The organism is Sphingomonas rubra (assembly GCF_900115745.1).
Classification (GTDB): domain Bacteria; phylum Pseudomonadota; class Alphaproteobacteria; order Sphingomonadales; family Sphingomonadaceae; genus Sphingomonas; species Sphingomonas rubra.
In genome coordinates this window covers 451,381-475,836 of the sequence record NZ_FOXP01000001.1, presented here as the reverse complement: position 1 = coordinate 475,836, position 24,456 = coordinate 451,381, and the positions used below count along the sequence as shown (strand labels likewise).

Annotated in this window: 30 protein-coding genes; 7 read left to right on the top strand and 23 right to left on the bottom strand. The window is 65.7% G+C overall.

Going from position 1 to position 24,456, the window contains the following annotated elements; translation table 11 throughout:
* Nucleotides 1-10: 10 nt before the first annotated feature.
* The 3 genes from BM145_RS02390 to BM145_RS02380 form a co-directional block, all read right to left on the bottom strand.
* Nucleotides 11-2,338 (bottom strand): type IV secretion system DNA-binding domain-containing protein, encoded by a 2,328-nt coding sequence (locus BM145_RS02390; protein ID WP_093330721.1) that lies wholly within the window; start codon nucleotides 2,336-2,338, stop codon nucleotides 11-13.
* Entirely contained in the window at nucleotides 2,328-2,627 is a 300-nt protein-coding gene (locus BM145_RS02385; RefSeq protein WP_143090074.1) for a hypothetical protein, read from the bottom strand. Before BM145_RS02385 ends, BM145_RS02390 begins: the two co-directional genes overlap by 11 nt.
* A 473-nt stretch (nucleotides 2,628-3,100) precedes the next feature.
* Complete coding sequence (locus tag BM145_RS02380) at nucleotides 3,101-3,343, bottom strand: hypothetical protein (protein ID WP_093330718.1); 243 nt, start codon at nucleotides 3,341-3,343, stop codon at nucleotides 3,101-3,103.
* Between the two features lie 410 nt (nucleotides 3,344-3,753).
* Here BM145_RS02380 and BM145_RS15530 point away from each other — a divergent pair, with 410 nt between their 5' ends.
* Together BM145_RS15530 and BM145_RS02375 are read left to right on the top strand one after the other, a co-directional pair.
* Entirely contained in the window at nucleotides 3,754-4,041 is a 288-nt protein-coding gene (locus BM145_RS15530) for a DUF6437 family protein (RefSeq protein ID WP_143090073.1), read from the top strand.
* Nucleotides 4,034-4,249 (top strand): hypothetical protein, encoded by a 216-nt coding sequence (locus tag BM145_RS02375; RefSeq protein ID WP_143090072.1) that lies wholly within the window; start codon nucleotides 4,034-4,036, stop codon nucleotides 4,247-4,249. Before BM145_RS15530 ends, BM145_RS02375 begins: the two co-directional genes overlap by 8 nt.
* Nucleotides 4,250-4,298: 49 nt before the next feature.
* Here the strand turns inward: BM145_RS02375 and BM145_RS02370 are convergent, their stop codons facing one another.
* Both BM145_RS02370 and BM145_RS02365 read right to left on the bottom strand, forming a co-directional pair.
* Nucleotides 4,299-4,706, bottom strand: coding sequence for a single-stranded DNA-binding protein (locus BM145_RS02370; RefSeq protein WP_093330712.1), 408 nt, complete (start codon nucleotides 4,704-4,706; stop codon nucleotides 4,299-4,301).
* Between the two features lie 260 nt (nucleotides 4,707-4,966).
* On the bottom strand, nucleotides 4,967-5,422 hold the full coding sequence (locus BM145_RS02365) for a thermonuclease family protein (RefSeq protein ID WP_093330710.1): 456 nt from the start codon (nucleotides 5,420-5,422) through the stop codon (nucleotides 4,967-4,969).
* A gap of 102 nt (nucleotides 5,423-5,524) precedes the next feature.
* On the opposite strand from BM145_RS02365, the gene BM145_RS02360 reads away from it, so the two are divergent.
* Nucleotides 5,525-6,226: a DUF2161 domain-containing phosphodiesterase gene (locus tag BM145_RS02360; RefSeq protein ID WP_093330707.1), complete on the top strand. Its 702-nt coding sequence runs from the start codon at nucleotides 5,525-5,527 to the stop codon at nucleotides 6,224-6,226.
* Nucleotides 6,227-6,574: 348 nt separating this feature from the next.
* On the opposite strand, the gene BM145_RS02355 is transcribed toward BM145_RS02360, so the two are convergent.
* From BM145_RS02355 to BM145_RS02310, 10 genes are read right to left on the bottom strand one after another with little or no spacing between them, the layout of a single operon-like run.
* On the bottom strand, nucleotides 6,575-7,465 hold the full coding sequence (locus BM145_RS02355) for an MBL fold metallo-hydrolase (RefSeq protein ID WP_008830456.1): 891 nt from the start codon (nucleotides 7,463-7,465) through the stop codon (nucleotides 6,575-6,577).
* Nucleotides 7,466-7,485: 20 nt separating this feature from the next.
* Entirely contained in the window at nucleotides 7,486-8,076 is a 591-nt protein-coding gene (locus BM145_RS02350) for a DsbA family protein (RefSeq protein ID WP_008830455.1), read from the bottom strand.
* 53 nt (nucleotides 8,077-8,129) lie between these two features.
* Nucleotides 8,130-8,759 carry a DsbA family protein gene (locus BM145_RS02345; protein ID WP_008830454.1) on the bottom strand — a complete coding sequence of 210 codons (630 nt, stop codon included), beginning with the start codon at nucleotides 8,757-8,759 and terminating at the stop codon, nucleotides 8,130-8,132.
* Nucleotides 8,756-9,535 (bottom strand): TlpA disulfide reductase family protein, encoded by a 780-nt coding sequence (locus BM145_RS02340; RefSeq protein ID WP_245739006.1) that lies wholly within the window; start codon nucleotides 9,533-9,535, stop codon nucleotides 8,756-8,758. Before BM145_RS02340 ends, BM145_RS02345 begins: the two co-directional genes overlap by 4 nt.
* A gap of 29 nt (nucleotides 9,536-9,564) precedes the next feature.
* Nucleotides 9,565-10,347, bottom strand: a complete 783-nt coding sequence (locus BM145_RS02335) for a sulfite exporter TauE/SafE family protein (RefSeq protein ID WP_008830452.1) — start codon at nucleotides 10,345-10,347, stop codon at nucleotides 9,565-9,567.
* A complete protein-coding gene (locus BM145_RS02330) occupies nucleotides 10,344-11,576 on the bottom strand; it encodes an NAD(P)/FAD-dependent oxidoreductase (protein ID WP_008830451.1) in 1,233 nt (410 codons plus the stop codon). The genes BM145_RS02335 and BM145_RS02330 overlap by 4 nt, the downstream gene beginning before the upstream one ends.
* Nucleotides 11,573-12,007: a protein tyrosine phosphatase family protein gene (locus tag BM145_RS02325; RefSeq protein ID WP_046406874.1), complete on the bottom strand. Its 435-nt coding sequence runs from the start codon at nucleotides 12,005-12,007 to the stop codon at nucleotides 11,573-11,575. The genes BM145_RS02330 and BM145_RS02325 overlap by 4 nt, the downstream gene beginning before the upstream one ends.
* A gap of 18 nt (nucleotides 12,008-12,025) precedes the next feature.
* Nucleotides 12,026-12,451, bottom strand: coding sequence for a DUF6691 family protein (locus tag BM145_RS02320; protein WP_008830449.1), 426 nt, complete (start codon nucleotides 12,449-12,451; stop codon nucleotides 12,026-12,028).
* Nucleotides 12,451-12,867 (bottom strand): YeeE/YedE family protein, encoded by a 417-nt coding sequence (locus tag BM145_RS02315; RefSeq protein ID WP_205499208.1) that lies wholly within the window; start codon nucleotides 12,865-12,867, stop codon nucleotides 12,451-12,453. Before BM145_RS02315 ends, BM145_RS02320 begins: the two co-directional genes overlap by 1 nt.
* A gap of 20 nt (nucleotides 12,868-12,887) precedes the next feature.
* The gene (locus tag BM145_RS02310) at nucleotides 12,888-13,805 is read right to left on the bottom strand and encodes an MBL fold metallo-hydrolase (protein WP_037519521.1); all 918 of its coding nucleotides are present in this window, start codon (nucleotides 13,803-13,805) and stop codon (nucleotides 12,888-12,890) included.
* 85 nt (nucleotides 13,806-13,890) lie between these two features.
* On the opposite strand from BM145_RS02310, the gene BM145_RS02305 reads away from it, so the two are divergent.
* Genes BM145_RS02305 through BM145_RS02295 form a run of 3 tightly spaced genes read left to right on the top strand, consistent with a single transcriptional unit; the run spans nucleotide 13,891 to nucleotide 15,495 of the window.
* A complete protein-coding gene (locus BM145_RS02305; RefSeq protein ID WP_037519507.1) occupies nucleotides 13,891-14,514 on the top strand; it encodes a peroxiredoxin in 624 nt (207 codons plus the stop codon).
* On the top strand, nucleotides 14,514-14,921 hold the full coding sequence (locus tag BM145_RS02300; protein WP_008830445.1) for an ArsR/SmtB family transcription factor: 408 nt from the start codon (nucleotides 14,514-14,516) through the stop codon (nucleotides 14,919-14,921). The genes BM145_RS02305 and BM145_RS02300 overlap by 1 nt, the downstream gene beginning before the upstream one ends.
* A gap of 28 nt (nucleotides 14,922-14,949) precedes the next feature.
* Complete coding sequence (locus BM145_RS02295; RefSeq protein WP_425441071.1) at nucleotides 14,950-15,495, top strand: DsrE family protein; 546 nt, start codon at nucleotides 14,950-14,952, stop codon at nucleotides 15,493-15,495.
* A 378-nt stretch (nucleotides 15,496-15,873) separates the two neighbouring features.
* Here the strand turns inward: BM145_RS02295 and BM145_RS02290 are convergent, their stop codons facing one another.
* The 7 genes from BM145_RS02290 to BM145_RS16565 form a co-directional block, all read right to left on the bottom strand.
* Entirely contained in the window at nucleotides 15,874-16,845 is a 972-nt protein-coding gene (locus BM145_RS02290; protein ID WP_093330702.1) for a DUF2493 domain-containing protein, read from the bottom strand.
* Nucleotides 16,846-17,076: 231 nt separating this feature from the next.
* Entirely contained in the window at nucleotides 17,077-17,721 is a 645-nt protein-coding gene (locus BM145_RS02285) for a hypothetical protein (RefSeq protein ID WP_093330701.1), read from the bottom strand.
* A gap of 64 nt (nucleotides 17,722-17,785) precedes the next feature.
* Complete coding sequence (locus tag BM145_RS02280) at nucleotides 17,786-18,703, bottom strand: ArdC family protein (protein WP_093330699.1); 918 nt, start codon at nucleotides 18,701-18,703, stop codon at nucleotides 17,786-17,788.
* Nucleotides 18,704-18,827: 124 nt separating this feature from the next.
* Nucleotides 18,828-20,837, bottom strand: coding sequence for a ParB/RepB/Spo0J family partition protein (locus tag BM145_RS02275; protein WP_093330697.1), 2,010 nt, complete (start codon nucleotides 20,835-20,837; stop codon nucleotides 18,828-18,830).
* 99 nt (nucleotides 20,838-20,936) lie between these two features.
* Nucleotides 20,937-21,395 (bottom strand): PIN domain-containing protein, encoded by a 459-nt coding sequence (locus tag BM145_RS02270; protein ID WP_093330694.1) that lies wholly within the window; start codon nucleotides 21,393-21,395, stop codon nucleotides 20,937-20,939.
* Nucleotides 21,392-21,625: a type II toxin-antitoxin system Phd/YefM family antitoxin gene (locus BM145_RS02265; RefSeq protein WP_093330692.1), complete on the bottom strand. Its 234-nt coding sequence runs from the start codon at nucleotides 21,623-21,625 to the stop codon at nucleotides 21,392-21,394. The genes BM145_RS02270 and BM145_RS02265 overlap by 4 nt, the downstream gene beginning before the upstream one ends.
* Before the next feature lie 74 nt (nucleotides 21,626-21,699).
* A complete protein-coding gene (locus tag BM145_RS16565; RefSeq protein WP_342741787.1) occupies nucleotides 21,700-22,395 on the bottom strand; it encodes a hypothetical protein in 696 nt (231 codons plus the stop codon).
* A 42-nt stretch (nucleotides 22,396-22,437) separates the two neighbouring features.
* Here BM145_RS16565 and BM145_RS16560 point away from each other — a divergent pair, with 42 nt between their 5' ends.
* Complete coding sequence (locus BM145_RS16560; RefSeq protein WP_342741786.1) at nucleotides 22,438-22,560, top strand: hypothetical protein; 123 nt, start codon at nucleotides 22,438-22,440, stop codon at nucleotides 22,558-22,560.
* Here BM145_RS16560 and BM145_RS02260 read toward each other — a convergent pair.
* Nucleotides 22,557-24,452, bottom strand: coding sequence for a strawberry notch-like NTP hydrolase domain-containing protein (locus tag BM145_RS02260; protein ID WP_342741785.1), 1,896 nt, complete (start codon nucleotides 24,450-24,452; stop codon nucleotides 22,557-22,559). The two genes, BM145_RS16560 and BM145_RS02260, sit on opposite strands and share 4 nt — an antisense overlap.
* Between the last annotated feature and the right edge of the window lie 4 nt (nucleotides 24,453-24,456).

Below are 24,456 nucleotides of genomic sequence, written 5' to 3'. Positions count from 1 at the left end.
GGCACGCCCCTCAGAGCTCGATGCCGTCATCCGGTGCCGGTGTGTCCCCCGGCGCGACCCCGGACTTCAGCTCGCGCAGCGAGATGCTTTCCTGGCCGGGGAGGGGCCGTACGCCACGCCCTGCGTCGACGGTGCCGGGGATGCCGGCCGGCGGCGTGCCGGGAGATCGCTCCTTCCCGAACGCCGGACGGGTCGCCGGTTCGGCGTCTTCTCCCTGGCCGCCGCGCGGTGCTGTTCCGCCCAGCTTCACCGCGCGCGATGCAAGCGGAGTCGGAGGCTTGATGAAGGCCGGGCGTAGCGGCGCCAAGGCGGGATTGGCCGCGCTGGCAGGCACGTCCGCCGGCTGGACCGGGGTCTCTGTCGGACGTTGATCGGCATAGTCGAACAAGGGGCCGGACCGGGCGTCTGACGGTACCGATTGCTCCCGGGCATCGCTGCTCGGGCCCGGTCCCTGGTCGGTCGCACCGGGTGCGTCAGCGCCGTCGACAGGGGGCTCGTCTGGACGTTCGGCAGTCCCGTTCCCGGCTTCCGAGAGCGCCAATTTAGGTCGGACGACGAAGGCCTCTGCGCGGCGCGGGAAGTCGACATAGGTGAGCCGGATCGGAGCTGCCGGAAAGCCGTCCGGGAACTTCAGATAACCGCGCAGCCGCTGCAGGTTCATGAGCTGATCGGGGAGCAGCAGCGGCTCGATCTGGCGCCTCGGAGTCAGGCTAACGGCGTCGCGGGCGTTGTTGTAGCCGTAGCTATAGCCTTCCTCCATCTCGCGATATTGGCGGTGGCCGATGAAGTCCGAACACCAGGTTGCAGACTCCCGGTCGGCGGTTGCCAGGAACAGCTTGGTGCGCGCCAACGATGACAGCGTCATCGCCATGTTCTCGCCGTAGGTCTCCTTCAGCTTGGCATAGGCATGGACGCCGGCGACGATCGCGCCGCCATAGTTGCGGACCGTCTGCAGGCCCTTTTCGATGGCGGGCAGGCGGTGCAGCGCGCCGAGCTCGTCGAACAGGAACCAGAGCCGCAGGTCGCTCGAGCGTTCGAGCGTCATGAGCGTGTTCATCGCGGTGTCCATCCACACCGTCAGCAGGCGCGATGCGACCGACATGTCGACATAGCGCGCCGACACGAACAGGATCGCGCCGGGCTTGCTGTCGCCGGTGACCCAGCGCTTGACCGAGAAGGGCGTGCCCGTCGTGGGTAGCATCCGCAGCGCCTTGGCATTGGCGTTGAACACGGCGCGGATCGATTCCGCCATGCGGGCGGCTTCCGGTGCGGTGAGCGGATCGGCGACGGTGCCCTCCATCAGCTTGTGGACGTGAGCGAGACTGGCCGTCATCAGCTCCGTGCTGAGCGCCTCGTTGGTCGCGCGACCATCCCTGAGAAGCTTCAGGCACATCTCCACGAACAGCATGCGTGCGGCGAGCACCCAGAATTGTTCGGAGCCGCCGCCATCATGCGGGACCAGCGCTTCGGACGCTGCAGTCAGTTCGGCCTCGTCGCTGCAATCCTCGAAGATCGACCACATCGGGCAGCGCGCATCGAGCGGGTTGAGGATGGTGTCGGTCGCCTCGTCGAAGAACGCCTCGATGAAGGCACCGGTGAGGTCGAACACGACGGCCCTGGCACCTTTCGCGCGGACCTGCGCGAGGAGGTCGCGCAGCGCGACCGTCTTCCCGGTGCCGGTGGTTCCGATCAACATCGCGTGGCTCTGTTCGAGGCGCCACGGGTAGGGCACGCCGGCAAGCGAATAGGGCTCGTACAGGCCCGCCTCGCGCAGCTCTGCGGCGGACGCATAGCGCCATCCCGAACCCAGCAGGCGGCGATATTCCGATGCCCGCTCACGGGCGTTATGCGCTTCGATTTCAGTCACCAGCGCGGGCAGCTCGGCAAGGGTCGCGCCGCGCTCGTGCCGGCTTTCCTTGGAGCGTCGGCCGAACCACGCTGCCAGCCAGGCGAAGGCCACGATCACGGGGACGGTGATTATCGCGGCGAGCATCGCAGCGCTGCCGGCAGCCGAGGTCATCCGGTCCCAGGCGGCGACCACGATCGGGTGCGTCGCGACGTCCGACATCGGCAGAAGCACGTGCGCACCAGACAGCGTCTCGAGGTTGACGACCTTGGTCGGATCGAACTCGAACCAGGTGTAAATGCCGGCATAAAGCCGCATCCAGCAGAGATAGCTTTCATGGTCGGACAGGGCGGCCGATATCCGCCACCAGCATAGGCCGGTGAAGGTCGCCGCCGTCACCATCAGCGGCCCTTTCAGGCCGGCGGCAAACATGAAGCCGAAGTGGCCGAGCAGCTGGCTGCCGCGGGTGAAGTTGGTGAACTTATGCCGCATGGGACTGGTCCTCCCGTGCGACGCGCTCCTGCCATTCCTTGATCAGGCGAGACCGCAGTTCGCGATTGGGATGTTCGGTCAGCAGACCGTCCATCGCGATCGTCATGAAGAGGATGTGATTGCGCTGTTCACGCGGATCGTAGGCGACCCCGAACACGTCGTTGATGACGAGCTGGCGGAGCGCTGCCGCGACCGTCAAATCCCGCGCCCGAGCACGTGCCGCGAAGGCGGTGCTGAGGTCGTCTGTCACATAGCAGGCAAGCTGATATCGTCGTTGCATGTCACGCATCCATTCGCATGGAGCGTGGTGGGCACTACGCAAGGCAAAGAGAACATAGACGGAACACGAGCTCTGGGTCAAGGACCTGCGGCGGGATTTCGGCAGTTTTGCGGGGCTGGTGATCAATGGTGATCTGGTTGTCTTTGACCATGATTGGCGCCAGTGGTGGTCACGCGCTAAGCCACTGATTAGACTGCACTATCCCTGCGGTGCACCGCGTAAGGTGTGCTCCCTGTCCCCCTATGCCCAGAGATTGATGGTGGCGGTGATCTCGCGGCCTGAAACCCGGGATGATCAGTCGATACCGGAGGACTCCAATGCCGTGAGAGGCGGTGCTTGAAGCGTGGCGATTGAAGCACCTACGCAGCGGGGTGGAAGGCTGGTCGGACTGGCAAGCCAGCTGGCAAACTAGCGACTAAAAAGCAGTCAAGCCTGGGCTCTGGACGAGCACGACAAGAGGGAGCGTTGCGCCCCCTCCGTCGTCAGTATTCGTCGTCCCGGCCGGCGGGCACGGTGTGGACGATCCGGTCGATCAGGTCCTGCATCAGCGTCTCGTAATCCCCCTCATCGGCCACCCAGTAGCAGGCATCGTCCGTCCGGATGATGTGCTGGTCGAAGTAGCTGTAGGGCGCCCGTGCGTTTGCCTTGGCGTAGGCGGCCATGAAGGCCTCGTGCTCCAGCGCGGTGTTGCTGTCGTTGGTGCTGATCGGGCTGAAGTAAGTCATCGTCCATCTCCTCAATCTCACGTGAAAGACGGAGGTCTCGCGACAGCGGGGAAGATCGGGGGTCAGGGACCGCACCCGCAGGGTGCGGCCGCGCAGCGGCGATGGGGGTCACGATTTTTCCGGCCGCGCCACTCGGCTCGAGGTGGGGCACTACCGCCCGATCGCGGCCGGAAAAATGGTGGGGCCCCGTCGTCCTTGAGGCCCGGTCTTCGCCGCTGTCATCCTGCCCATCGTTGAGCGAGTAGAAGAGTTCGGTCGGGGCGGGCTCGATGCCCGTCCCGGCCGATTGGATGCGGTGAGCCCGAAGGCGGAGACCTCTTTCGCCCGCCTGCACAGGAATCGCTTTCCTACACCCGGGGCCCGCGCCAATATCGCCGGTGGAAGGGGCTTCGACCGTAAGGAGATTGGTCGTGGCCAAGAAGAAGCCGAGCGCCTTGGAAGCGCTTACCCGACATGACGAAGAGCGTCTTGCGATGCAGACGAAGGGCGCCGAGCTCAGGCGTGCGGCGGCGCTCGAACTTGGGCTAATCGTGCTCGACGCGGGCGGATCACGGCTCGGTGCCGACGCATTACGGCGTCTTATCGCTGACGCGGTGGCTGCTCCCTCGCAAGACGGTCCGGCTCGAGGACGGCCTGGCAAGGCAGCTGTGCCTCGCGCCGGTGCGGCAGCCGAAAGCGAGGAGAACAGCCGTGGCTGAGCCCCTCGAGAGACACGATGTTGGCGATGTGGCGGAGGTCATCGCGATCATCGCCGATCCGGCAACCAGCTACTGGCTGCGTGATGCGATCGTGTCTGCCTGCACGCGTGATCCGTTCGATGCCGAACGGGATGCGCTGACACTGGCGGCGCTGCTGACCCGCCGGCTGGACGCGATGGTCGCCCGGCATTTCCCGAGCTGTCGATAACGCCAGGAGAGCCCCGGCGGCGGGTTGCCGCCGGGGTGATCCGCTGAGGTCAGAAGGGGAGATCGTCGTCGATGTCGGACTGGCTCGCCCCGCCTTCGGCCGCAGGCTTGCCCCGGCTGAGGAACTGCACGTCGTCCGCGATGATCTCGCAGCCGTACCGCTCGACGCCCTCCTTGTCGGTCCACTTGCTGTAGTGGATCCGGCCGCGCACCGACACCAGCATGCCCTTGGTCGCAAACTGCGAGACCGTCTTGCCGAGCCCGTTGAAGCAGGTGATGCGGTGCCACTCGGTTTCCTTGGCCGTAAAGCCGTTCGCATCCTTGAAAGTCTTGCCCTCGCTGTCGCGCTTGGGCCGGCTGGTGCCCAGGCTGAGCGAGGTGACGCGGGTGTCGCCGCGGGTGGTGCGGGTCTCGGGATCGGTGCCGAGATTGCCGACGAGAAGAACGGTGTTGGTCATGGGGCTCACTCCAAAGGATCGTCGGGACCGTCCCGATCGACGGAGCCCCGGCCATGGCGAGGCAAGCCGAGACGACGCACCGCAGGCCCGTCACGGCCGGAGGGGAACCCCCGAGACCAAGGCTGGCGCGGGCAGGGAGGGGCAAAGCCCCGAGCAACACGGGCCTGGGCTCGAGCGGGTTGCTTCGGATGGCGCCCGCCATAGGGGTGAGAAGTCGATGGAGGCGGTCCTGACCAAGCCGATGGTCAAGCCCTGACGCTTCACATTCGCCTGGAGAACAGACCCGCCGACTTGCAGAGCCGGTCGCCACCATAGCGCTTCCACGCCAACGCATAGCTGCCCCGGACCATCGCACAGGAGAGGTCGCCAGTTTGAGGCGAACGGCACAACGCGCCAGTCCGATCGCCCTTGGCAGACCCGTTCGACACGCAGGTGAGGCGCGGTCCGCGAACCATGACATGGCCGGTGCGACGCGTGCCGCGGGCACCTCCCAAGAGCGAGACGAGATGGTCGCGTGCGGCGCGTCCGCTCGCCGTCGAACAGGGGTGCCCGGGCCGGCAGCTCTCGTCGATTTCGCGAGCGGCGATCCCCGCCAAACGAATACGCGGCCCTTCGGCGCACCAGATCGGCCCGTCGCCATCCCACACCGCCACGGGCGTGCAGGTGAAGGTCGCGCCGGGCGCAACGGCGCTTGCCAGGAGAAAAAGCGGAAGCATTCACGGCCTCATACCCGGTGGTGGTTTCGGGACCAGCAGGATCAATGGTCGAGCGCTCGCGAAGCGCTTGATGCCGAACGCACGGCAGCTACTGCACGGAGGATGACGAACAGGCTCGCTGTCACTCACGAGACGTCGCTTTACGCGCCGATCAAGCGCTACCTCGAGAGCTGCGGGTTCGAGGTCAAGGGCGAGGTCCGTGGGTGCGATATCGTCGGCTTGGCCGATGGGGAGCCGCCGCTCGTGGTGATCACCGAGCTGAAGCTATCCTTCTCGCTCGAGCTTCTGCTCCAGGCCGTCGAGCGGACGCGATCCTCGGACATCGTCTATGTCGCGGTGCCCGCAACACGTCGCGGCCGCGACCAGGACAAGAGGGTGCATCGGCTTTGCCGGATGCTCGGCATCGGTCTGCTCACGGTCGATCTGCGGCTGGGCAGCGTGACCGTCATCTCCGAACCGACACCCTATCGGCCGAGGCCCAACCTGCCTCAGCGGCGGCGGCTTGTTGCCGAGCATCGTCGGCGAAAAGGGGATCCGACCGCGGGCGGATCGACCCGCCAGCCGATCATGACTGCCTATCGCCAGCGGGCGATCGCGTGCGCTGAAGCGATGCGGGATGGAGCGACACGCCCGCGCGATCTGAAGGCCTTGGCCGAAGATGCGGGCGCGATCCTGTTGCGCAACGTCTATGGCTGGTTCGAGCGAACGGAGAGGGGGCTGTACGCTCTGACCCCAGCCGGGCGGGAGGCCACCGGTAGCGGGGATGTCTCGGCCGCGACAACAGATCATCGTGTGGCGCCATAGCCTCGAGCGGCTCGGCCTCATCGTGCCTTGGAACTGCCCCCGTTGGGGTTCACAAACGGGACGAGAATGCTGGCTCCAGCCAACCCGACCCGCCCTTGCAGCATCACTAGAGTCAGGCTTCCACTAGGTGCCGGCAAACCACGCCCATCACGTCCGCACTTCGCCGTTAGGCTATGCCGGTTCGTCTCCCGTAAGCTGCCGTCCATTCTCGGCACCTGAACCGACCGATATTGGGGACTTTCCTGCCAGTCAGCTTTCAGGATTGGAACGGTCGAAAGCCGCCGCACGTAGTGTCACAACCGTTCGGTTCTGACACTTGAAACAGCAGCTGCCCTAGCGCGGACTGAGCTATGAAGCACCAGGTCCAAACCGGTTCAGAGGCACCTTGAGAAACGCCGTCCCACACTTGTCCGCATCCGGCAGCCGGCCGCCACGTATGTTCACCTGAAGCGCGGCGAGCATCAGGTCGGGTAGTGGGAGCGATGCGTCGCGTTTCTCGCGGGTCGCGACGAACTCGGCTTCGTCGATGCCATCGTGAACATGGATGTTGTCGCGACGCTGATCGGCGACGGTCGAGCGACCAAGTACGTCCCTGCCATCCTTGCCATAGTCATGCCCAACATAGGTTGCGGTTTCGGGTGGCAGATCGAGGATGGCGCGGATCGAGCACCACAGCGAATGAGCATCACCACCCGGGAAGTCCGCTCGGCTTGTGCCACTATCGGGAACCATCAGCGTATCGTGAACGAACGCGGCGTCACCGACGACATAAGTGATCGAGGCAAGCGTATGGCCCGGCGACAGCATGACATGAGCATCGAGCGTGCCGATCCGGAAACGCTCGCCATCCGCAAACAACCGGTCCCACTGGCTGCCGTCGACGGCGAGATCGGGCAGGCAGTAGATGTCCCGCCACAGCTTTTGCACTTCCACGACCTTGTTGCCGATCGCGGTTTTGCCACCGGTCTTGCCGGTGAGGTACGGAACGGCTGAAAAATGATCGGCGTGTGGGTGGGTGTCGAGCACCCATTCGACGGTTAGCCCCTTTTCGCGCACATAGTCGAGGATAAGATCCGCGTTTCGGGTCGCGGTCGCACCAGCGCGCGGGTCAAAATCCAGAACTGGATCGATGATCGCAGCCGTCTTCGTAGTGTCGTCGACGACAACATATTGGAAGCTACCAGTGCGCTCATCATGGAGCGACGCAACGGTCATACCATCGTGCTTATACTCGATCATGTTTTCATCCTCTCGCTCTGTTAGCTTTCTGCCCGCGCCCGCGCGAACAACCGCTCGAAATCACCCGGATCGATCGCGCCCATCACCAGCATGCGTCCGGCAAGAAAGCCCGGGGTGCCGGCCAAGCCGATCGAATAGGCCTCTTGGCCGTTCGCACGCAGGCGCGCCGCGACAGCCTGTGCATGCGAAGCAAGCCACGTCGTTGCGCTCAGCCAGTCACCGCCAGCGCCGATTACGACGTCCCGCAGCATGTCGTCGTCAATCGTACGGTTGTCGGCCATCAGCTGGCGATGGACGACCGGGTAGATGCCCTGTTCGGCACAGCTGAGCGCAACGCTCGCGGCACGTTCAGACGGTGGACCGAAGATCGGCCAATCCTTGTAGATGACCCTAATTTTGCCATCGCGTCGCACGGCCTCTTCCAACGCGGGGAAGGCGTGACGGCAGGCCGGGCAACGATAATCGGTGAAAACGGCAAGCCGCAACGTCGCGTCGGCAGGACCGTGCTCAGGCGAACTGCCGCCTGTCAGGATCAGGTCGGCGGTCGGACCAACGTCACGCCCAATCGGGGCGGTGCGCCGCAGCACCTGTCCGACCGCCCAGCCCCCCACGACTACAGCGCCGAGCCCGACCGCCTGCCTCCGACTGAGTGGCCCCGGCACGCTCAACGCCCTCCGGGCTTGCTGCGCGCCGTGGCGACGAGGCGGCGGAGCGCCGGCAGATCGACCGCGCCGGCCACGACCTGCGAGCCGACGATCAGCGCCGGCGTCCCATTGAACCCGATCGCTTCGGCAATCGCATTGGTGCGTGCGAGCAGCGCATCGATTTCCGCGCCACGCGTCTTCAGGTCACGTTGCAGACGCGGCCAATCCACCTTGGCTTTCACAGCAGCTGCCCTGATACCGGCGCTGTCGAGCCGCGCCGGCGAGGCAAGCAGCGCTCCATGGAAGGCGGCATGCCTGCCCTGCCACTGGCTCGCGACGGCCGCCCGGGACGCCTCACGGGAGGCGGGTCCGAATATTGGCCAATCCCGATACACGATCCGGACCTTCGGGTCGGAGCGAAGCAGCGCGTTCAGCACCGGCTCCATGCGACGGCAATAGGGGCAGTTGTAGTCGAAGAACTCGACAACGGTGACGTCATAGGCGGTGCCGGCCCGCTTGGGGGCTACGGGATCGTCGACGACTGCCTTGCGCGACAAATCAGGCTGCTGCTGCCCGACCGCAGGTGTCATCGGCACGGCGAAAGCAAGCGCGGCTAGAGCGCCGCGAAAGAGAAGGTTGCGGCGGTTCATCGGTGTTTCCTTGCCTTATCAATTCCATCGGCGAGCGCGGCGCGCGACAACTCTCCGAGCTGAAGCTGCACGATCGTGCCATTCGCGGCGACGAAGGCGGTTGCGGGATAGCCGGCGACTTCGAAGGCTCGGGAAAGCCTACGGTCGGGATCAAGCGCGACGTTGCCGGCACCGATGCCTTCGCGGGTAAGGAACTGGGTAACGGTCGCCGGCGCCTCACCCTGATCGGCGAGCAGAATCGGAACCTCTCCACGGCGCGACGCAGCAGCATCGAGCATCGGCAGCTCGCGCCGGCATGGGCCGCACCATGTCGCCCACAGATTGACCACGAAGGGACGACCCCGGAAACGATCAAGCGGGAGCGGAGCGCCGGATGGCGTCGTTAGGGCGAGATGATAGGGAAAGGGGCCGTAGGTCACGGGCGGGATCAGCGCCTGAAGCGTGAACCAGAGGCCGCCAGCTACGGCAAGCGCTGCCCAGCCTATCGCCAGAGCGCGCGTTCGGCCGAGCCGGAACGCCAGCGTTACCGCAGCGCCGGCGAGGCCGGCGACGGCCGAGAAGCCTCCCTGCCATATAGCTAGGATGGAAAGTGGAGCATCGGCGTAGCTCGCCCAATGCGTCGCGACATAGCCGATCCGGGCCGTCACCAGCCCGACGACAATAGCACTGGTCGCGACCATCGACACTCGCGGGAAGCGGAACCGTCCCGCCAGCGCCGTCAAACCGAGGAACACGGCGACGCACAGAACCGCCAATCCGCGATCGACCGCCATCATCAGCGGCCCGATGGCAATTGCGCTGCCCATCACAGAAACGCGCCTGCGCTCTTCCAGAGCATATAGGCTGCGACCACGAAGATCAGCATTGCGAAAACCGTGGTGAGCGTACTGCCCGTGCCCAGACGCTTAGCGATCCGCGTGCCGATCAACCCGCCGATAACTCCACCGCCGATGAAGGCGAAGGCGAGCGGCCAATCCACAAGCCCGGAGAACGCGTAGTTGGCAGCGGTCGTTAGCCCGAACGCGGTGACGGCGATCAGCGACGTGCCGACGGCGTTGAGGATCGGCATGCCCGTCGATCCAATCAGTCCGGGAACGATCAGGAAGCCACCACCGATGCCAAAGAAGCCTGAAAACAGTCCGGTGCCGAGGCCATAACCCAGCACCTTGGGCGCCTTCTCCCGGTTGCATTCTGCACCGGGATTACCAGCGTCACCCCGCCCGCGCAGCATCACAACGCCGACGACGATCATGACGAGCGCGAATAGAAAGAGGAGCTTGCCGCCATCGACGGCCTTGCCCGCGGTGGATCCGAGTAGCGCACCGATGACGCCGGCAGTCGCATACATGCCGCCGCACCGCCATTTTACGGTATGAGCCTTGGCATGACCGATCAGACCGGTCGCGGCATTGGCCGCCACGGCAAACGCGCTCGTACCGATGGCGAGGTGCGCGTCGGGAACGCGCACCAGATACACCATGAGCGGCACGGCGAGGATCGAGCCACCGCCACCGACGAGCCCGAGGGTGAATCCGACCAGGCTGCCGGACAAGGCGCCAAGCAGATACTGGATTGGTTCGAGGATCATGCCGCCTTGCCGATCTCGTGTGGAGCGGCCATCCACTCACGGCCTTTCAGCATGCCCTGCCAGTAGATCGGGGGCAGCATCCGCTCTTTCAGGAACCACGCGGTGCGCGTCGGACGCGTTCCGTCCAGCAGCCAGGATGGGAAGCTGGGCAGCAGCTTTCCGCCATAGCCGAACTCGGCGAGGACGATCTTACCGCGTTCGACCGTGAGCGGGCATGAGCCGTAACCATTATAATCGGCAACGGGGGGTCTGCCGTCGAGCGCGGCCAGCGCGTTGACTGCGACCACGGGCGCCTGGACGCGAGCAGCAGCGGCGGTCTTGGCGTTGCTGGTGCCAGCGGCATCGCCAAGGCCAAAGATGTTTTCAAATCGCTTGTGCCGCAGCGTAGTCTCGTCGACCTCGACGAAGCCGCTCGCAGCCGCAAGCGGGCTATTTGCGACGACCGCATGTGACACCTGAGGTGGCACGACATGGAGCATATCGAACTCACGTTCGATCCGCTCGGAGACGCCGTCCTGCTTGCGCTCGAACGTGGCGACGCGGCGATCGGCGTCGACCGCGACCAGGTTGGACTCAAGCCTGAGATCGATACCGTACTTCTCGACATATTCCATCAGCGCCGGGACGTAGGTCGGGACCCCGAACAGGGCTGCGCCGGCATTATGGAACTCGACGTCGATAGCTGGGAGAACGCCGCTATCCCGCCAGATGTCGCAGGAGAGATACATCGCTTTCTGCGGTGCGCCGGCGCACTTGATCGGCATGGGTGGCTGCGAGAACAGCGCCCGCCCCTGCCGCAATTCCTTGACGAGCTGGTAGGTGTAGGGTGCCAGATCGTAGCGATAGTTGGAGGTGACGCCGTTGCGGCCGAGAGCCTCAGGCAGCCCTTCGATCTTCTCCCACGCCAGGCGCAGCCCGGGCGCGACGACCAGAACGCGATAGGTCAATGTGTCACCGTCTTCGAGCTCGACCGTGTTACGGTCGGGGTCGATGGCAACGGCGGGCAACCGTACCCACTTAACGCCCTTTGGCATTATGTCGGATTCGGCCTTGCGCGTCTGTTCGGGAGTGAAGACGCCGGCCCCCACCATCGTCCAGCCGGGCTGGTAATAATGGTCGGTCGCCGGATCGACGACCGCGATCGTCACTTTGGCGTTGCGCTTCAGAATGCTGGAAGCGGTCGCGATGCCGGCGGCACCGCCCCCGATGATGACGATGTCGTAGGTCATTGATCAGCCCTTTCGGAACGGCGCTTCAGCGCAGGCGTGAGATCGGCAAGGTCGTACCCGGCTGCCTTTGCTTGGTCGACGATCGTCGCCGGGTCGGCGCGATCGGCCTCGGCCAACGCCCACAAGGTCGCCGCGCGCGTCCCGCTACGGCAGAAGCCGAGCGTCGGCTGTGGCAGCGTGGCTAGCGCCTCCTTCATGCGATCCGCATCGGCGTCAGTCGCCTTGCCCGGTACGATAGGGACATGGGCAAACGCGAGACCGTGGTCGCCTGCCATTCGGGCCATTTCTTCCGCGCTTGGCTGGCCCGCCTCCTCGCCGTCCGGGCGGCTTGAGATGATCGAGCGATATCCTGCCTTCGCGGCAGCGGCGAGGTCGTCTTGCGTCAGCTGGGGGGCGGCAGAGAAGGACGAGGTGATCTGCTTGAAAGCCATGTGATGTCTCCTGTCTGATCAGGCCGAACGGCGGGAAGTGAATGCAAAGCGGTGGACGGCAACGCCGAGGGCCATTGCAGCGATGAAGACCAGTGCCGGCAGAGGCTGGATCGCCAGTGCGGCAATGGCGGGACCTGGGCACAATCCGACGATGCCCCAGCCTATGCCGAACAAGGCCGCACCGCCGATGAGGCGCCGGTCGATCGGCGAGGTGGCGGGCGTGTGGAATTGTTCGGCCGCGATCGGGGTCGAGCGACGCCGCACGACGAACCAGGCTATCGCCATCGGCAGGATCGCGCCTGCCATGACGAACGCCAAGGTCGGGTCCCACGCGCCGGTGACATCGAGGAACGCGCGCACCCGCGCCGGATCGATCATTCCGGAGATGGCAAGGCCGGCGCCGAACAGCGTCCCGCTAGCGAGTGAAATGAGGTTCTGGCGCATCACAGTATCACCCCGGACAGACGCATGATCGTGACCGTGACGACGCCGGTCGCCATGAACGTGACGGTCGCGGCGATGGACCGGGGCGACAGGCGGGACAGGCCGCATACGCCGTGACCACTGGTGCACCCGGACCCAAGCCGCGTTCCGATACCGACGACCAGACCGGCGACGGCAATCAGCGAAAGCGATGCCGGAAAGCTGGCTTTCACGCCCAAACTGGCCGCAGCAATACCCGCGCCCAAGGGCAGACCCGCGGTAAAGAGCAGCGCGAGGGCCCATGGTGGACCTCCATCGGTAAGACCCAAAACTCTTGCGAACATGCCGCTGACACCGGCGATGCGCCCGTTGCCCAGCAGCATGATCGCCGCGGCGACACCGATCATCAGCCCGCCGATGAAGCCTTCGAGCGGCATGGCATGGGGAAAGCCTGGCATCACAGCGCATCCAGCGGAATTTTGAGGTAGCGGGTGCCGTTGGCTTCCGGCTCCGGCAGATGACCACCGCGCATGTTCACCTGGATCGAGGGCAGGATGAGCTTCGGCATCGACAAGGTGGCGTCGCGACTGGTCCGCATCGCGACGAAGTCGTCTTCGCTGACCCCTTCGTGGACATGCACGTTGCCGACACGCTGTGCGCCTACAGTCGTCTCCCAGACATATTGGTCGCGACCCACCGCCTTGTAGTCGTGGCAGAGGAACAGGCGCGTCTCGTCCGGCAGCTGCATGAGCCGGCGGATCGAGCGGAATAGCTGGCGTGCGTCGCCACCAGGGAAGTCTGCCCGCGCGGTGCCGTAATCGGGCATGAAGAGCGTATCGCCGGTGAAGACCGCGTCCCCAATCGCATAGGCCATGTCCGCCGGCGTATGGCCGGGCACGTGCAGCGCAATGGCGTCGATGTTGCCGATGGCAAAGCGGTCGCCGTCCTCGAACAGCCGGTCGAACTCGGAACCGTTGCGCTCAAAATCGGTGCCGGCGTTGAAGATTTTGCCGAACACGTTCTGAACCCGGATGATCTCACGACCGATCGCGAGCTGCCCGCCAAGCGCCTGCTGAAGATAAGGTGCCGCAGACAGGTGATCGGCATGAGCATGGGTTTCCAGCAGCCAATCGACCGTCAGTCCCTGATCCCGCACGTAAGCGATCACTGCGTCCGCCGACGCGGTTTTGGTCCGGCCAGCCGCGGCGTCAAAATCGAGGACGCTGTCGACGATCGCAGCCTTTTTCGTCGCCACGTCCCAAACGACGTAGGTCGCTGTGTTGGTAGGCTCATCAAAGAAGGACTGAACGACCGGCGATCCGGCCGCTTTTGCGCGTCTGATCTGGGCGTTGGCTTCGCTCAAAACCGGGTCCATGACCATCTCCATTTAAACAAACTCATGGTTTATGTAGCTGTGTAAGCGTATTGCGTCAACGGGGTGTTCGTGCCATTTGGGAGGAATGGAAATGATGGAAGCGAACATGCCGCGCTCGCTGCGCATCGGGGATGCAGCCCCGAACTTCACCGCCCGCACCACTCAGGGCGAGATTGCGCTCGATCAGTATCGTGGGCGCTGGATTGTGTTTTTCTCGCACCCTGCTGACTTCACGCCGGTTTGCACGAGCGAGTTTGTGGCCTTGGCTAAAGCGGCCCCTCAATTCGAGGAGCTGGATTGCGTATTGTTGGGGCTGTCGGTCGACAGCCTCTACTCTCATGTCGCCTGGCTTCGCGCGATCCACGACGTTTTTGATGTCGAGGTGCCGTTTCCGGTGATCGAGGATCCGTCGATGGCGGTTGGGTATGCCTACGGCATGCTCGACGAGCAGGCTGGCGATGCCTCAACGGTACGTGCAACCTACTTCATCGATCCCAAAGGCATTATCCGCGCACTCAGCTGGTATCCGATGAATGTCGGGCGCTCGGTCGACGAGATGCTTCGCACGGTCAGGGCGTTGCAGCGTTCGGCCGATGGCGAGGCCTATACGCCCGCTGACTGGCAGCCGGGCGACGACGTGCTCCTGCCTCCCGCTTTGCCGGGGAACGCAGGCGCCGACTGGTTTCACCAGACGAAGGCTGACCGGTGATGGCGATCTACCAGTCCCGCGCGCTTGCCGACGTTGCAGTCGAGAAGCTGCGCGTGTTCGCGCAGCCGCAGCGCCTTATGATCCTGTCCTATCTGCTGGGTGGCGAACGGCAGGTGGCGGACATCGAGGCGGCCACGGGCGTGACCCAACCAGCGCTCAGTCAGCAGCTTGCCGAGCTGCGGCGCGCCGATCTGGTGAAGACCAGGCGTGAGGCGAAGCAGGTTCACTACCGTCTTGCCGACGATGCAGCCGCACTGTGTGTGCGAACCCTGGAGGCGATGTTCGGAGCCGACGATCTGTCGGCTCCCCAAACGGCCCCGGCCCCCCGCCCAGTGCGACCGCGCGAGACGCCGTCCGTGGTTCGACCGCAAAACATCGGTGCGGCCGTTTTTGCGAGAGTTGGCTGATCATTTCGGCTGAAGAAGGAAAAAGCGGATGCGTATGCCAATCATTGCTCTTGCAGGATGCTTGTCACTCATGAGCAGCGTCAGTGCTTCAGCCGGCGTGCCTAGGCAGGCGGTGATACCGGGATATGGCGCGATCACACCCGTCGAAGGTGCTGCGGAACGGCCCGATCGCAAGTTGCGCTATCGCGTGCTGTTCAATGTGACCAAGGCCGCGGCAACGCCGGATAAAATCAATCCATCGCTGGAGAAGGTCGCCCGCTTTTTGAACCTGCTGGGCAACGATGGCGTTCGTCCAGAACAAGGCGATGTCGTCGTGATCGTCCACGGTCCGGCGACGCCCATCGTTACCGAAGATCGCGCCTATGCGACAAAGACGGGAGTAGCTGCGAATCCCAACCTTGCCTTAATTGAGGCGTTGAAAAAGGCGGGTGTATCCGTTCGGGTATGCAGCCAAGCTCTTATCGGAAACGGGATCGACCCCGCTACGGTAGGAAGGAGTGTCGAAACTGACGTGTCTGCGCTGACGACTATGGCGACTTTGCAACTGCGTGGTTGGGCACTGATCCCCGACTGATCACGCCGACACGTTTACTGTTTCGCCGTTCTAGTCCGTAACGCTGCTGGTGTCATAACCGGTCGGTTTTGACGCTGCAGACGCGACCACGGTTTTCCGGGCATTTGCGTGTGTCAGAACCCCGGTTCAGAATGTCAGCTTACAAGACCGGCAACATGCCTCGGCTACGTCTGCCTTTGGGTCGCTAGCCGCCGCTTCGCTCCGTAACGGTCAGCGGCAGCTATCTTCGAGCGGCGGACATCTGGCAGGCATCAAGCCACCACATCTTGCCGGCGGGCTGACGTGTGGATTTCAAAGTCACTCGCTCCTGGAACAGCGAGTTAGGTCGACTGTAACCAGCAACGAGAAGGGCGCCGCCGAAGCGGCGCCCAAGGTTGGTCAGCCCGCCATGGAAGCGCTGGTCACCCGTGCGTGATGCTTGGGATTGGTGCCAAGCGGTCCGCGACGATCGACCACGGCAATGCTCCGCTCTTTGGCCTGAATGACGAGCCGCTCCAGTACGCCATTGCCGGCGAATGCCACAACATAGCGGGGCTTCAATCCGAGCATCTGCTCGTTGCGACGGAAGCCGGCCCGTGCACCCAGGCGGGTGTCGAGGCTGAAGCTGATCTGGGGCACCTTGTGGCGCTCGGCCCAGGATGCTGCGAGGCGGTCGGCTCCCTTGCCGTCGCCGCCGTGGACCAGCACCATGTCGGCGACGTTTGCGCGGACGCGGTCGAGCGTCTGCCAGATCGCATCGCCATAGGCCTTCGCGTCATCGGTCGTCTGGAAGGTCTGCCGTCCACCGGCGAACACGACCGGCGTTCCCTCGGGCATAGCGGCCCGGCGCTTGCCTTCGGCGCGCGCTTTCAGGAACTCGCGACCCTGTACGACCGCCGATGTCGTCAGCGCGTCGTGACTGAGCCGGGAGCCGCCAGCTGGCCTCCAGGAGGACCCCGTCTCGGCCAGGTACAAGAAGGCTGCGGTCTCTCGCAGGTTCTCGAGTGCGAGCATTTCTGCCTCAGCATCCTGCGCACGTTCGACCTGCTGCTCAAGCTCGGACGTATGGACCTCAGACCCGTCAGCGGTTGCCAGCAATAAGCGGATTTCGTCAGTCGCGCGGTCGATCCGGGTCGAGGCCTTCGTTGCCGCACGGTGGAAAAGGTTCACGAACCCCCAGCCGAGTTCCTCGGCCTGATCCTCGAGGATCGTGTCGGTGAACAGCGCGAACAGGTCGGACCAGACGGCGGCCAGTGTATGGTCAATCGCCTCGGGTTCCGGGCGGGCGAGGGTACGCGTACCGCGATCAGTATTGATCGAGAGATGGCCGAGCTCCAAAGCGGCGAGCTGGGCGGCGAGGGTGGTTGGCATGAGCGGTCTCCTGTCAGACGCCGCATCCTTGCGGCGACGCGAGCCCTCCGACCCGCCGGCAGCAGGGACGCAGCGCCACCCACCGACAAGGCTGGCGCGGGCAGCCTCACCCGGTGCCCGGAACCGGGTGAGGCAACACGGGCCGCAGGCGGGCGGGTTGCGCGTGGACCGCCGGCGGGTAGAGGGCCTCTGCGGCCGCAGGTGGAGTCTGAGAGACCTTCTCTTGTGACCTCAGGCAACCAGCCGCGGCTGGAGTTCCACGGGCATGGCAAGCCCGAGTTCGCGGGCGATACGGGCCGCCAGTGTGGCGGGATCCACCAACTCCGCCATCCGTGCCCAGTGGTTGCGTTCGCCGACATAGTCGGAGCGGCCGCGGCACCTGCGGAGCAGGATCTCACCTCGGCCGAAGCCGCCGATCGAGACCTGCACATAGAGCTCATCGCCGTGCAGGATGACCTCGCCGGAGACCGCCGGCCCGCCCGCGCAGACCCGTATCTCGTACGTGCCGCTGGCGAGTTGGAGCGCTTCCGCAAGCCGCCGGAGCGCGCGGCGTGCCTCCGTATGAAAGGTCCGCTTGGCGTCTGCATCATGGTCGACGCCGCGAGCGGCAAGCACGGTCAGCAGGGGTGTGCGGGCGATCTCGGCCACCGCCTGCCCGCATAACGACCGCAGCGCGGCGCGGTCGGGCATCTTGGCGCGTGCGACGGCCGCGAGATGCTGCGCCAGGAGCACGACGGCAGGATCGGTTTCGAACGGTTTGCCTGCGTTGCGGCAGTCCTTGGCCGCGGCCTGGATGGCGTGCAGGCAGGCAGCGATGGTGTCGAGGCCACTCGGATCGAGCGCCTGCGCGAAGCGATAACCGACATCGTAGGTCATGGGGTGTCTCCGACGGAAAGAGAGTGTCGGGAGCGGACGCGTGCTTTCGCTCCCGGCGGTAGGATCAGGCGGCGAGGAGGGCGTCCGGCGCGTGCGCAACGCGAGCGAAGCCCAGCAGGAAGGCAGACGCCTCTTCGGCCTTGGCGGCAGCTGTCAGGATCGCCCGATTGTCGGCCTTCAGCACCTTGAGCCAGGACGCGAGGTAGCTCGCATGGTCGTCGAGGTGATCGACCGGCAGGCCGAGTTCGGCGCCAACCATGGCGGAGGCGAGTTCGGCGATCAGCTCTTCCATGGCATAGGCGTCACTGCCGAACCGGTTGCCGAGAGAGCGCGCGAGCCGGCTCTGGTGTCCTGTCCAGTGCGCCAACTCGTGGGCGAGCGTGGACCGGTAAAGGTCACGTGACCGGAACGCGGCAGGATCGGGCATCGTGATCTGGTCGGCACTCGGCAGGTAATAGGCTTCGCCGCCGCCGTGGCGGATAGAGGCGGGGATCACGCCGAAGAAGGCGTCGAGCGCATGATCGCGCGCGGTCGGCTCGGGCAGCGGGATGGGCTCCGGCGTGAAGCGTGCGGGCAGACCGTCGATCTGGTCGACATTGAAGACGGTGAAGCTTTTCAGCACACGGCGAGCTTCGTCCTCGCGCTCGCCTGTGGCGGGATCTTCGACCTCCTTGCTGTAGCTCTTGTAGAAAATGGCACAGGTGCCGCGTTCGCCCTTGCGGACCTGACCTCCGAGCAGTTGCGACTGATGGTAGGTCATCCAGGTGGGTGAGATGAAGCCGCGTGCCTGGGCAGCCATCCACAGCCAGATCACGTTCGCGCCGCGGTAGGGGGTTCCGCAGACGCGCAGTGGCCGCGAAACGGGGCCACCGGTCCAGGGCTGGCGCCACGGCCTGACGCCAGCCTCCAGGCGCTCGATAATGGCGTTGGTGATCGTCTCGGCGGGACTGACGGACACGGCGGAAGAACGTGTGGGGCGCATCGCGCATCTCCTCTCGGATAAGAGCCGGATCGGCTCGCCCCCGGCGGCAGCCGTCTCCCCTCTCTCACCGGCCCCAAGACAAAGGGGCGACCTCCAGTAGAGGCCGCCCCCGCGTCGTCGTCGTTCAGGCTGCTTCGCGGTCGACCGCGTTGTCCTCCCCGTCGCCGGCGTCCGCGTCGCTCATAGACGTGCCGTCCAGAGCAGGTGTGCTCTCCGGCGCTGCCTCGGCAGCCTGAGCCGGTGTGAAGCGCATCGCCGTCGGCAGCCACCCACGCGCCAAGTGCTTCGTGCCGACCTCACCGATGAAGTCGCCAGCGCAGATCTTCTCGCACGCGGCGGCGAGGTCGGACTTCTTGGCGTTGCCATACCGCGCGGCGAGCGCCGGCCCGTCGATCTCGGCAAGCGCGTCGAGCATGACGGGCTTGGTGACCTTGTCGAAGAAGTTGGCGGCTGTCGGCCGCCACCATGCCGCGACGTCGATGCCGAGCAGCTGCCCCAGATGATCGTGAAAGTCACAGCCGCTCGCACCGGCACCGAGCACGCTCGCCTCGAGTGTGGAAGCGACAGCGTGTCCGAGCCACGCGGCGCGCTCATCGGCGCCAAGCGCCCGGAAGGCATCGAAGCGGGCGCTCGTCGTCTCCAGTATGGTCCAGCTGCGGTCGAGTGCTTGCTCGGCCTCGATCCTCGCAAGCGTTGCCGCGGCCTCCGGTGTCTTGAAGCCGATCACAGGCTCCTGAGGCGCTCGGGCGCTGAGCGACGAGCCGTACCGCTCGACCCCATGTCCAGGCTTGCGATCGACCATCAGGAAGATCGCCAGGTCGAGGGCGAAGTCCGGGTCGGCGGCGACATGGACGGCGAGGATGTCGCGGCGCTGGATCGCGAGTTCGTCGGTCAGCCGCTGTGACAGCCCCACTGAGCGGGCGGGCGAGGCTGGCACTTCGTCGCCGATGTCACTCTCCGTCACCGCCTCCGGTTCTTGGACCGGTTCGACATAGAGCGTCTGATGGAGGCGCGGGGCGCCGTCCGGGCCGAGCACGAGGAAGGCGCCCACCGTCGGTCGCAGCTCTTCGGGAAGGACGGGAGGCCTCTCGGTAATTGTCTCGATTGCCCTTTCGATGCTCTCGAGTTCGGTTTCTGCGACGGCGCGCTCGTCGTCGCTGCTGTTCTCGTCCTCGATCAGCGCCATCTTGTCCGCAGCGTCCGCCTCCAGGGTGGCGATCTGGTCCTGCTCGGCTGCGGAGAGCGATGGCGGCGCGAGATCGACGCGCTGCAGGCCCTCGGTCTGCTGCCAGTCGACGTAGCGATCCAGCGTCGGGCGGACCCAGGCGTATCCCGTTTCCGCCGCGACGGCGGCGGCGGCGGCTTCCATCATCTCGCTAGCGAGGCGCTCGAGGATGGCGATGTCCAGCCAGCGCGTGGTGCTGTCGTCGGCGAACAGGTCGCGATCGATCCGCCCACCCGAGGCGACATACGCATCTTCCCCCACGAGGCGTGCGCGCGGGTCAGCGCCGGAGACGGTCGCCTGCGTCATCATGCGCCGGATGCTATCCGGATGTGCACCGCCATAGCCGCGGCTCATCTGGTCGAACACGTGGGCCTGACGCTCGCGATCCGGGGTGGAGGCGTAGGCCTTGGCGATATCGAGCGTGATCTCGCCATCGGCGAGCGCCTGGAAGACGACGGGTGCGAGGCTCGCCAGCCGCAGCCGGCCTTCGACGAAGCGCACGGTGACGCCGAAACGGCGGGCGACGCCTCCGATCTCGGAGCCTTGCTCGATGAAGTGCTGGAAGGCGAGACACTCGTCGGCCGGGTTCAGCGCCAGCTTCTGGAAGTTCTCGGCGAGGCTCGCTTCCGCCACGGCACTGCCGAGGTCGTCGAGCACGAGACAGGGAACGGCGAAGTCGGCGGGAAGCTTCCCCTCCTCGACGAGAGCCTTGAGCGCATTGTGCCGTCGCCCGCCGGCCTCGACCGCGTAGGTGCCCCTCGGCTTCTTGTTGGCGGTCACGATCAGGTTCTGGAGCAACCCGCGTGCCTCGATATCGGCACGGAGCTGGGCATCGGCTGCGGCATCGCTGCGGCGGCGGACGTTGCGCTTGGACGGCACGAGCTTGCCGAGCGCTATGGTCTGGATCATCGTCGGTCTCCTTGGTCACGAGCCTCGGGCGCGCCTGCGCCGGCTCGCGTCCTCGACGCCTCCTTTCCTCTAAGTGCTAGGCGAGGGCGGTATCCGCCGTCAGGCGATCAGGCGGGTTAGGCGCTCATCGACCGACGTCGCGAACGGGTTGAGCACGACGGTTCCGCGCCAGGAGAAGCCGTTGCTCATGTCCTCGGACAGGAGGAGCGTGCAGCCGGCCTCGGCGGCGGCGTTCACGATCAGCGAGTCCCAGAACTGCAGCTTGTGGGTCGTGGCCAGGTCGAGCGCCGAGAGGAAAGCCGAGCCGTTGCTGTCGGCGGTCCCAAAGGCCTGCGCCATGCGCAGCACGGCGTCGCGCGCTTCGTCGCGTGACGCGCCCGAGCGGGTCAGGACGACGTAGAGTTCACCCAGGACCTGGACGGGAACGACGAGAGCGGCACGTCCGCGCAGCTGCTTCAGGAGCGCGCGGCTGGCGTCGATCTTCGCTGCATCATCGGCATGCCGGTCGACGCCGGCGACATAGGCCAGGACGTTGGTGTCGAAGGCGACCCGGGTCACTCGTACAGATCTTCGCGGCGCCACGCCTCCGCGCGCCGGCGCGGCAGGGTGGCGACGAAGTCGAGCAGCGCATCGAGCGCGGGGCCCTGCCGGTCGAGATCATCGACCGGCGTGACCTTTGCGACGGGGCGGCCACGAGACGTGACGACGAAGGTCTCGCCGTCCTGCACGTCGCGCAGCATCTCGGAGAAATGCTGGTTGGCGTCGCTGGCGCTGATCGCACGTTCCATGGCCGGACCTTTCTAGTGGTAACGTCTAAATAGATGATGAGCGAGGCGCTGTCGAGCCGAACCCATGATCTCGACTATCTGCTCAACGCCGTCAGGATCTCCGGTGCTTTCGGAGCGGGTACGAACAGTCGGGTCTGGTACCGGATGATCTCGACGAAACAGCCGAGCGCCTTCAGCTCGGGCAGGCGCGCCGGATCAAACCCTGTGAGCTCAAGCCGTTGCGACCCGCCGACGAGCGCCCGCTTTGCGTGCAGCTTGCCACCGTTGCCTACGGGGACAGTTCGCCCATTCTCGAGCACCGCCCTGACGAGATCGTCCGGCGCGACCACGGGCGCATCGAAGCCGAACCGATGGCCAAGCTCCGCCAGCGCCAGCGCGGGGATCTGCCTCCCGAGCAACGATTGTCCCGTCTTGTCGACGACGCGCACCACCTGGGCGAGTTCATCGGGCAGGGCGTCCCAGATCGGCAGGAGCAGACCGGTGACCAGGTGCATGGTCTCCGTCGAAGTGGACGCGATCAGTTCGTCTACCTCGGCGGTCCAGGCGGACGCGAACCTGTCAGCTGTGGCGATGGTCCAACGTGTGTCGGCGAACGCGTCACGATCGAGACGTTGGCGGCGCAAGGGACGAACGATCTCGTAGCGCGGGCACAGCGTGCCGTCCTCGCTGAGCACGCTCCGGCTATCCAGGCGCAAGGCGCTGCGGCCTGACTGTTCGTTGACGAGGAAACTGGCATCCTTCCGTCGTGCAAGATCCATCACGTCGTCCAACGACAGGGGTCGTGGGCGACGTTCCAGGCGCACCGTGAGCAGATGTGTGGTCGAGCCGCTGGTGGGATCGGTCCGGATGACGCGATCCTGCTCGACGCGCAATCGCTCGACCGCGAGCGTCTCGACGCCGAGGTCGAGCGTGCCCGCCTTGCGCGCCGCGTCTAGCTGAGGTTGGCGATGTCCGAGGCGCCCGTGGCCGAGACGTAGAGGGCGCGAGCGCGGGGGAGATGGTTCTGCAGCCGCAGACCTGCGACGCCCTGCTCCGATCCTTTGACCCGGCCGCGTGAGCCTTCGCCGCCCGCCGCGTTCGCGAGCGCGTGCGCTTCGTCGAACGCGATGACACCGTCGAACGCCTCGCCTGCCCAGTCGAGGATCTGGCGAAGGCGGGTCGCGTCCTCGCGCCCCGAGCGCAGTGTCGGATAGGTCACGAAGAGGATGCCGGCATCGAGCGCGATTGGCGTGCCCAGCTTCCATTGTGAGAGGGGCTGGACGTCGAGGGCCATCCCGCCGAGCGCGCCCCAGTCGCGCCGCGCGTCCTCCAGCAGGGCTTCGTTCTTGCTGAGCCAGATGTGGCGGCGCCTTCCGCGCTGCCACTGATCGAGAATGATCCCGGCGATCTGGCGCCCCTTCCCGGCGCCGGTGCCATCGCCGAGGAAAAAGCCTGCGGCATAGGCAGCGCCCTCCTCGGAGACCTCGAGCAGGCTTCCCTCCTGAGCGGGATTGAACCGCCCCGGCAGGTCTCGCTCGAACGCAGCGCCGGCGTAGACGAGCGTCTCCAGCTGCGCGGCAGACAGCAGTCCCTCGGTGACGACCTTGGCGGGCAGCAAAGGCGCGTAGACCGGTCGGGGAGCGGCGATCGAGCCCATCGCCAGTGACTCGACGAGCGGTGTGGGGTGATCCTTAGCATTGGGAAGGCTGAGGCGGCTGGGCCGCCATGGCAAGTAGATGCCGACCGGGTCGCCGGTCGGGCTCGGTTCCTCGAGCGCGACGACCCGCAGCGGCCGGGCCTCGGTATCCTGGCGTTCCGGCCTCGGGAGCGTGGGTCCACGCGCTGCGCAACGGACCTCGCGAAAGAGCGACGGGCGCGGGGCGCGGGACGTCGAGGGCGGCGAAGGGGAGGATGGCGGCGTTGCCCGGCGAGGAAGCTGATCGATGAGGCCAAGGGCATCAGCAAGGTCCTCGATGTCCCCCACCAACGGCAACCCGCCGCCAGTGACCCGGTCCCAGACGGCCAGCCGCACCGCGATGCCGGTGCCGTGCTTGGCATAGAGGCCGCGCCTGAGCGTAAGGCCCATGCGGCAAGTCCAGGCTGAGCCAAGCACATCCCGGCTGGACCAGGTCGGCATCAGCGCCACGATCCGTGCGCCGTCGGAGAGGCGTTTCGCAGCACCGAGCAGGTGGCGGTCGGCTGCGTGCCGATCTTCGCCTCGTCCTTGGGAACGGGCAAAGGGAGGGTTCATAATGACGACGGTCGGGCGATGGTCCGGCGGGAGCAGGTCGTCGATCAGCTCTCCGTCATAGCCCGTCACCTGAGCGTCCCCGAAGGCCCCCTGCAGGCACAGCCGGCGCACCGGGTCGATTTCGTTCAGGATGAGGCGCGCCCCCGCGCGCGCGGCTGGCCAAGCGAGCATCCCCGTTCCGGCGGACGGTTCTAGCAGCGTGTCCGCCGAGGTAAGCGCGGCGGCCCGCCCCAGGAGCCAGGCGATCGGAGCAGGTGTCGAGAATTGCTGAAGGGCGAGCTGCTCCTCTGTGCGGATGCTCTGCGTCGGCAGTTGATCGATCAGTGCCGCAAGGGCGGCGAGCGTCCCGAGGTTGTTGTCCTGCTCGCTCCACGCGGGCGAGGTTAGAAGAAGGATTTGCGCGAGCTCCAGCGCGTCATAGGCGTGGCGTATCGACCGATGGTCACGCGTGCTCGCCTGCGAGCAGGCGGACTCGAACAGTTGCCTCAGGAGGCGCTGGTCGATCGGCTCGCCGGCCTTCAGATGGGCAACGAGTGCATGCGCGACCTTGATCACCGGCTCGGTGACCGGCGTGGGTGACAGGGCGAGTGCGGGCATACGG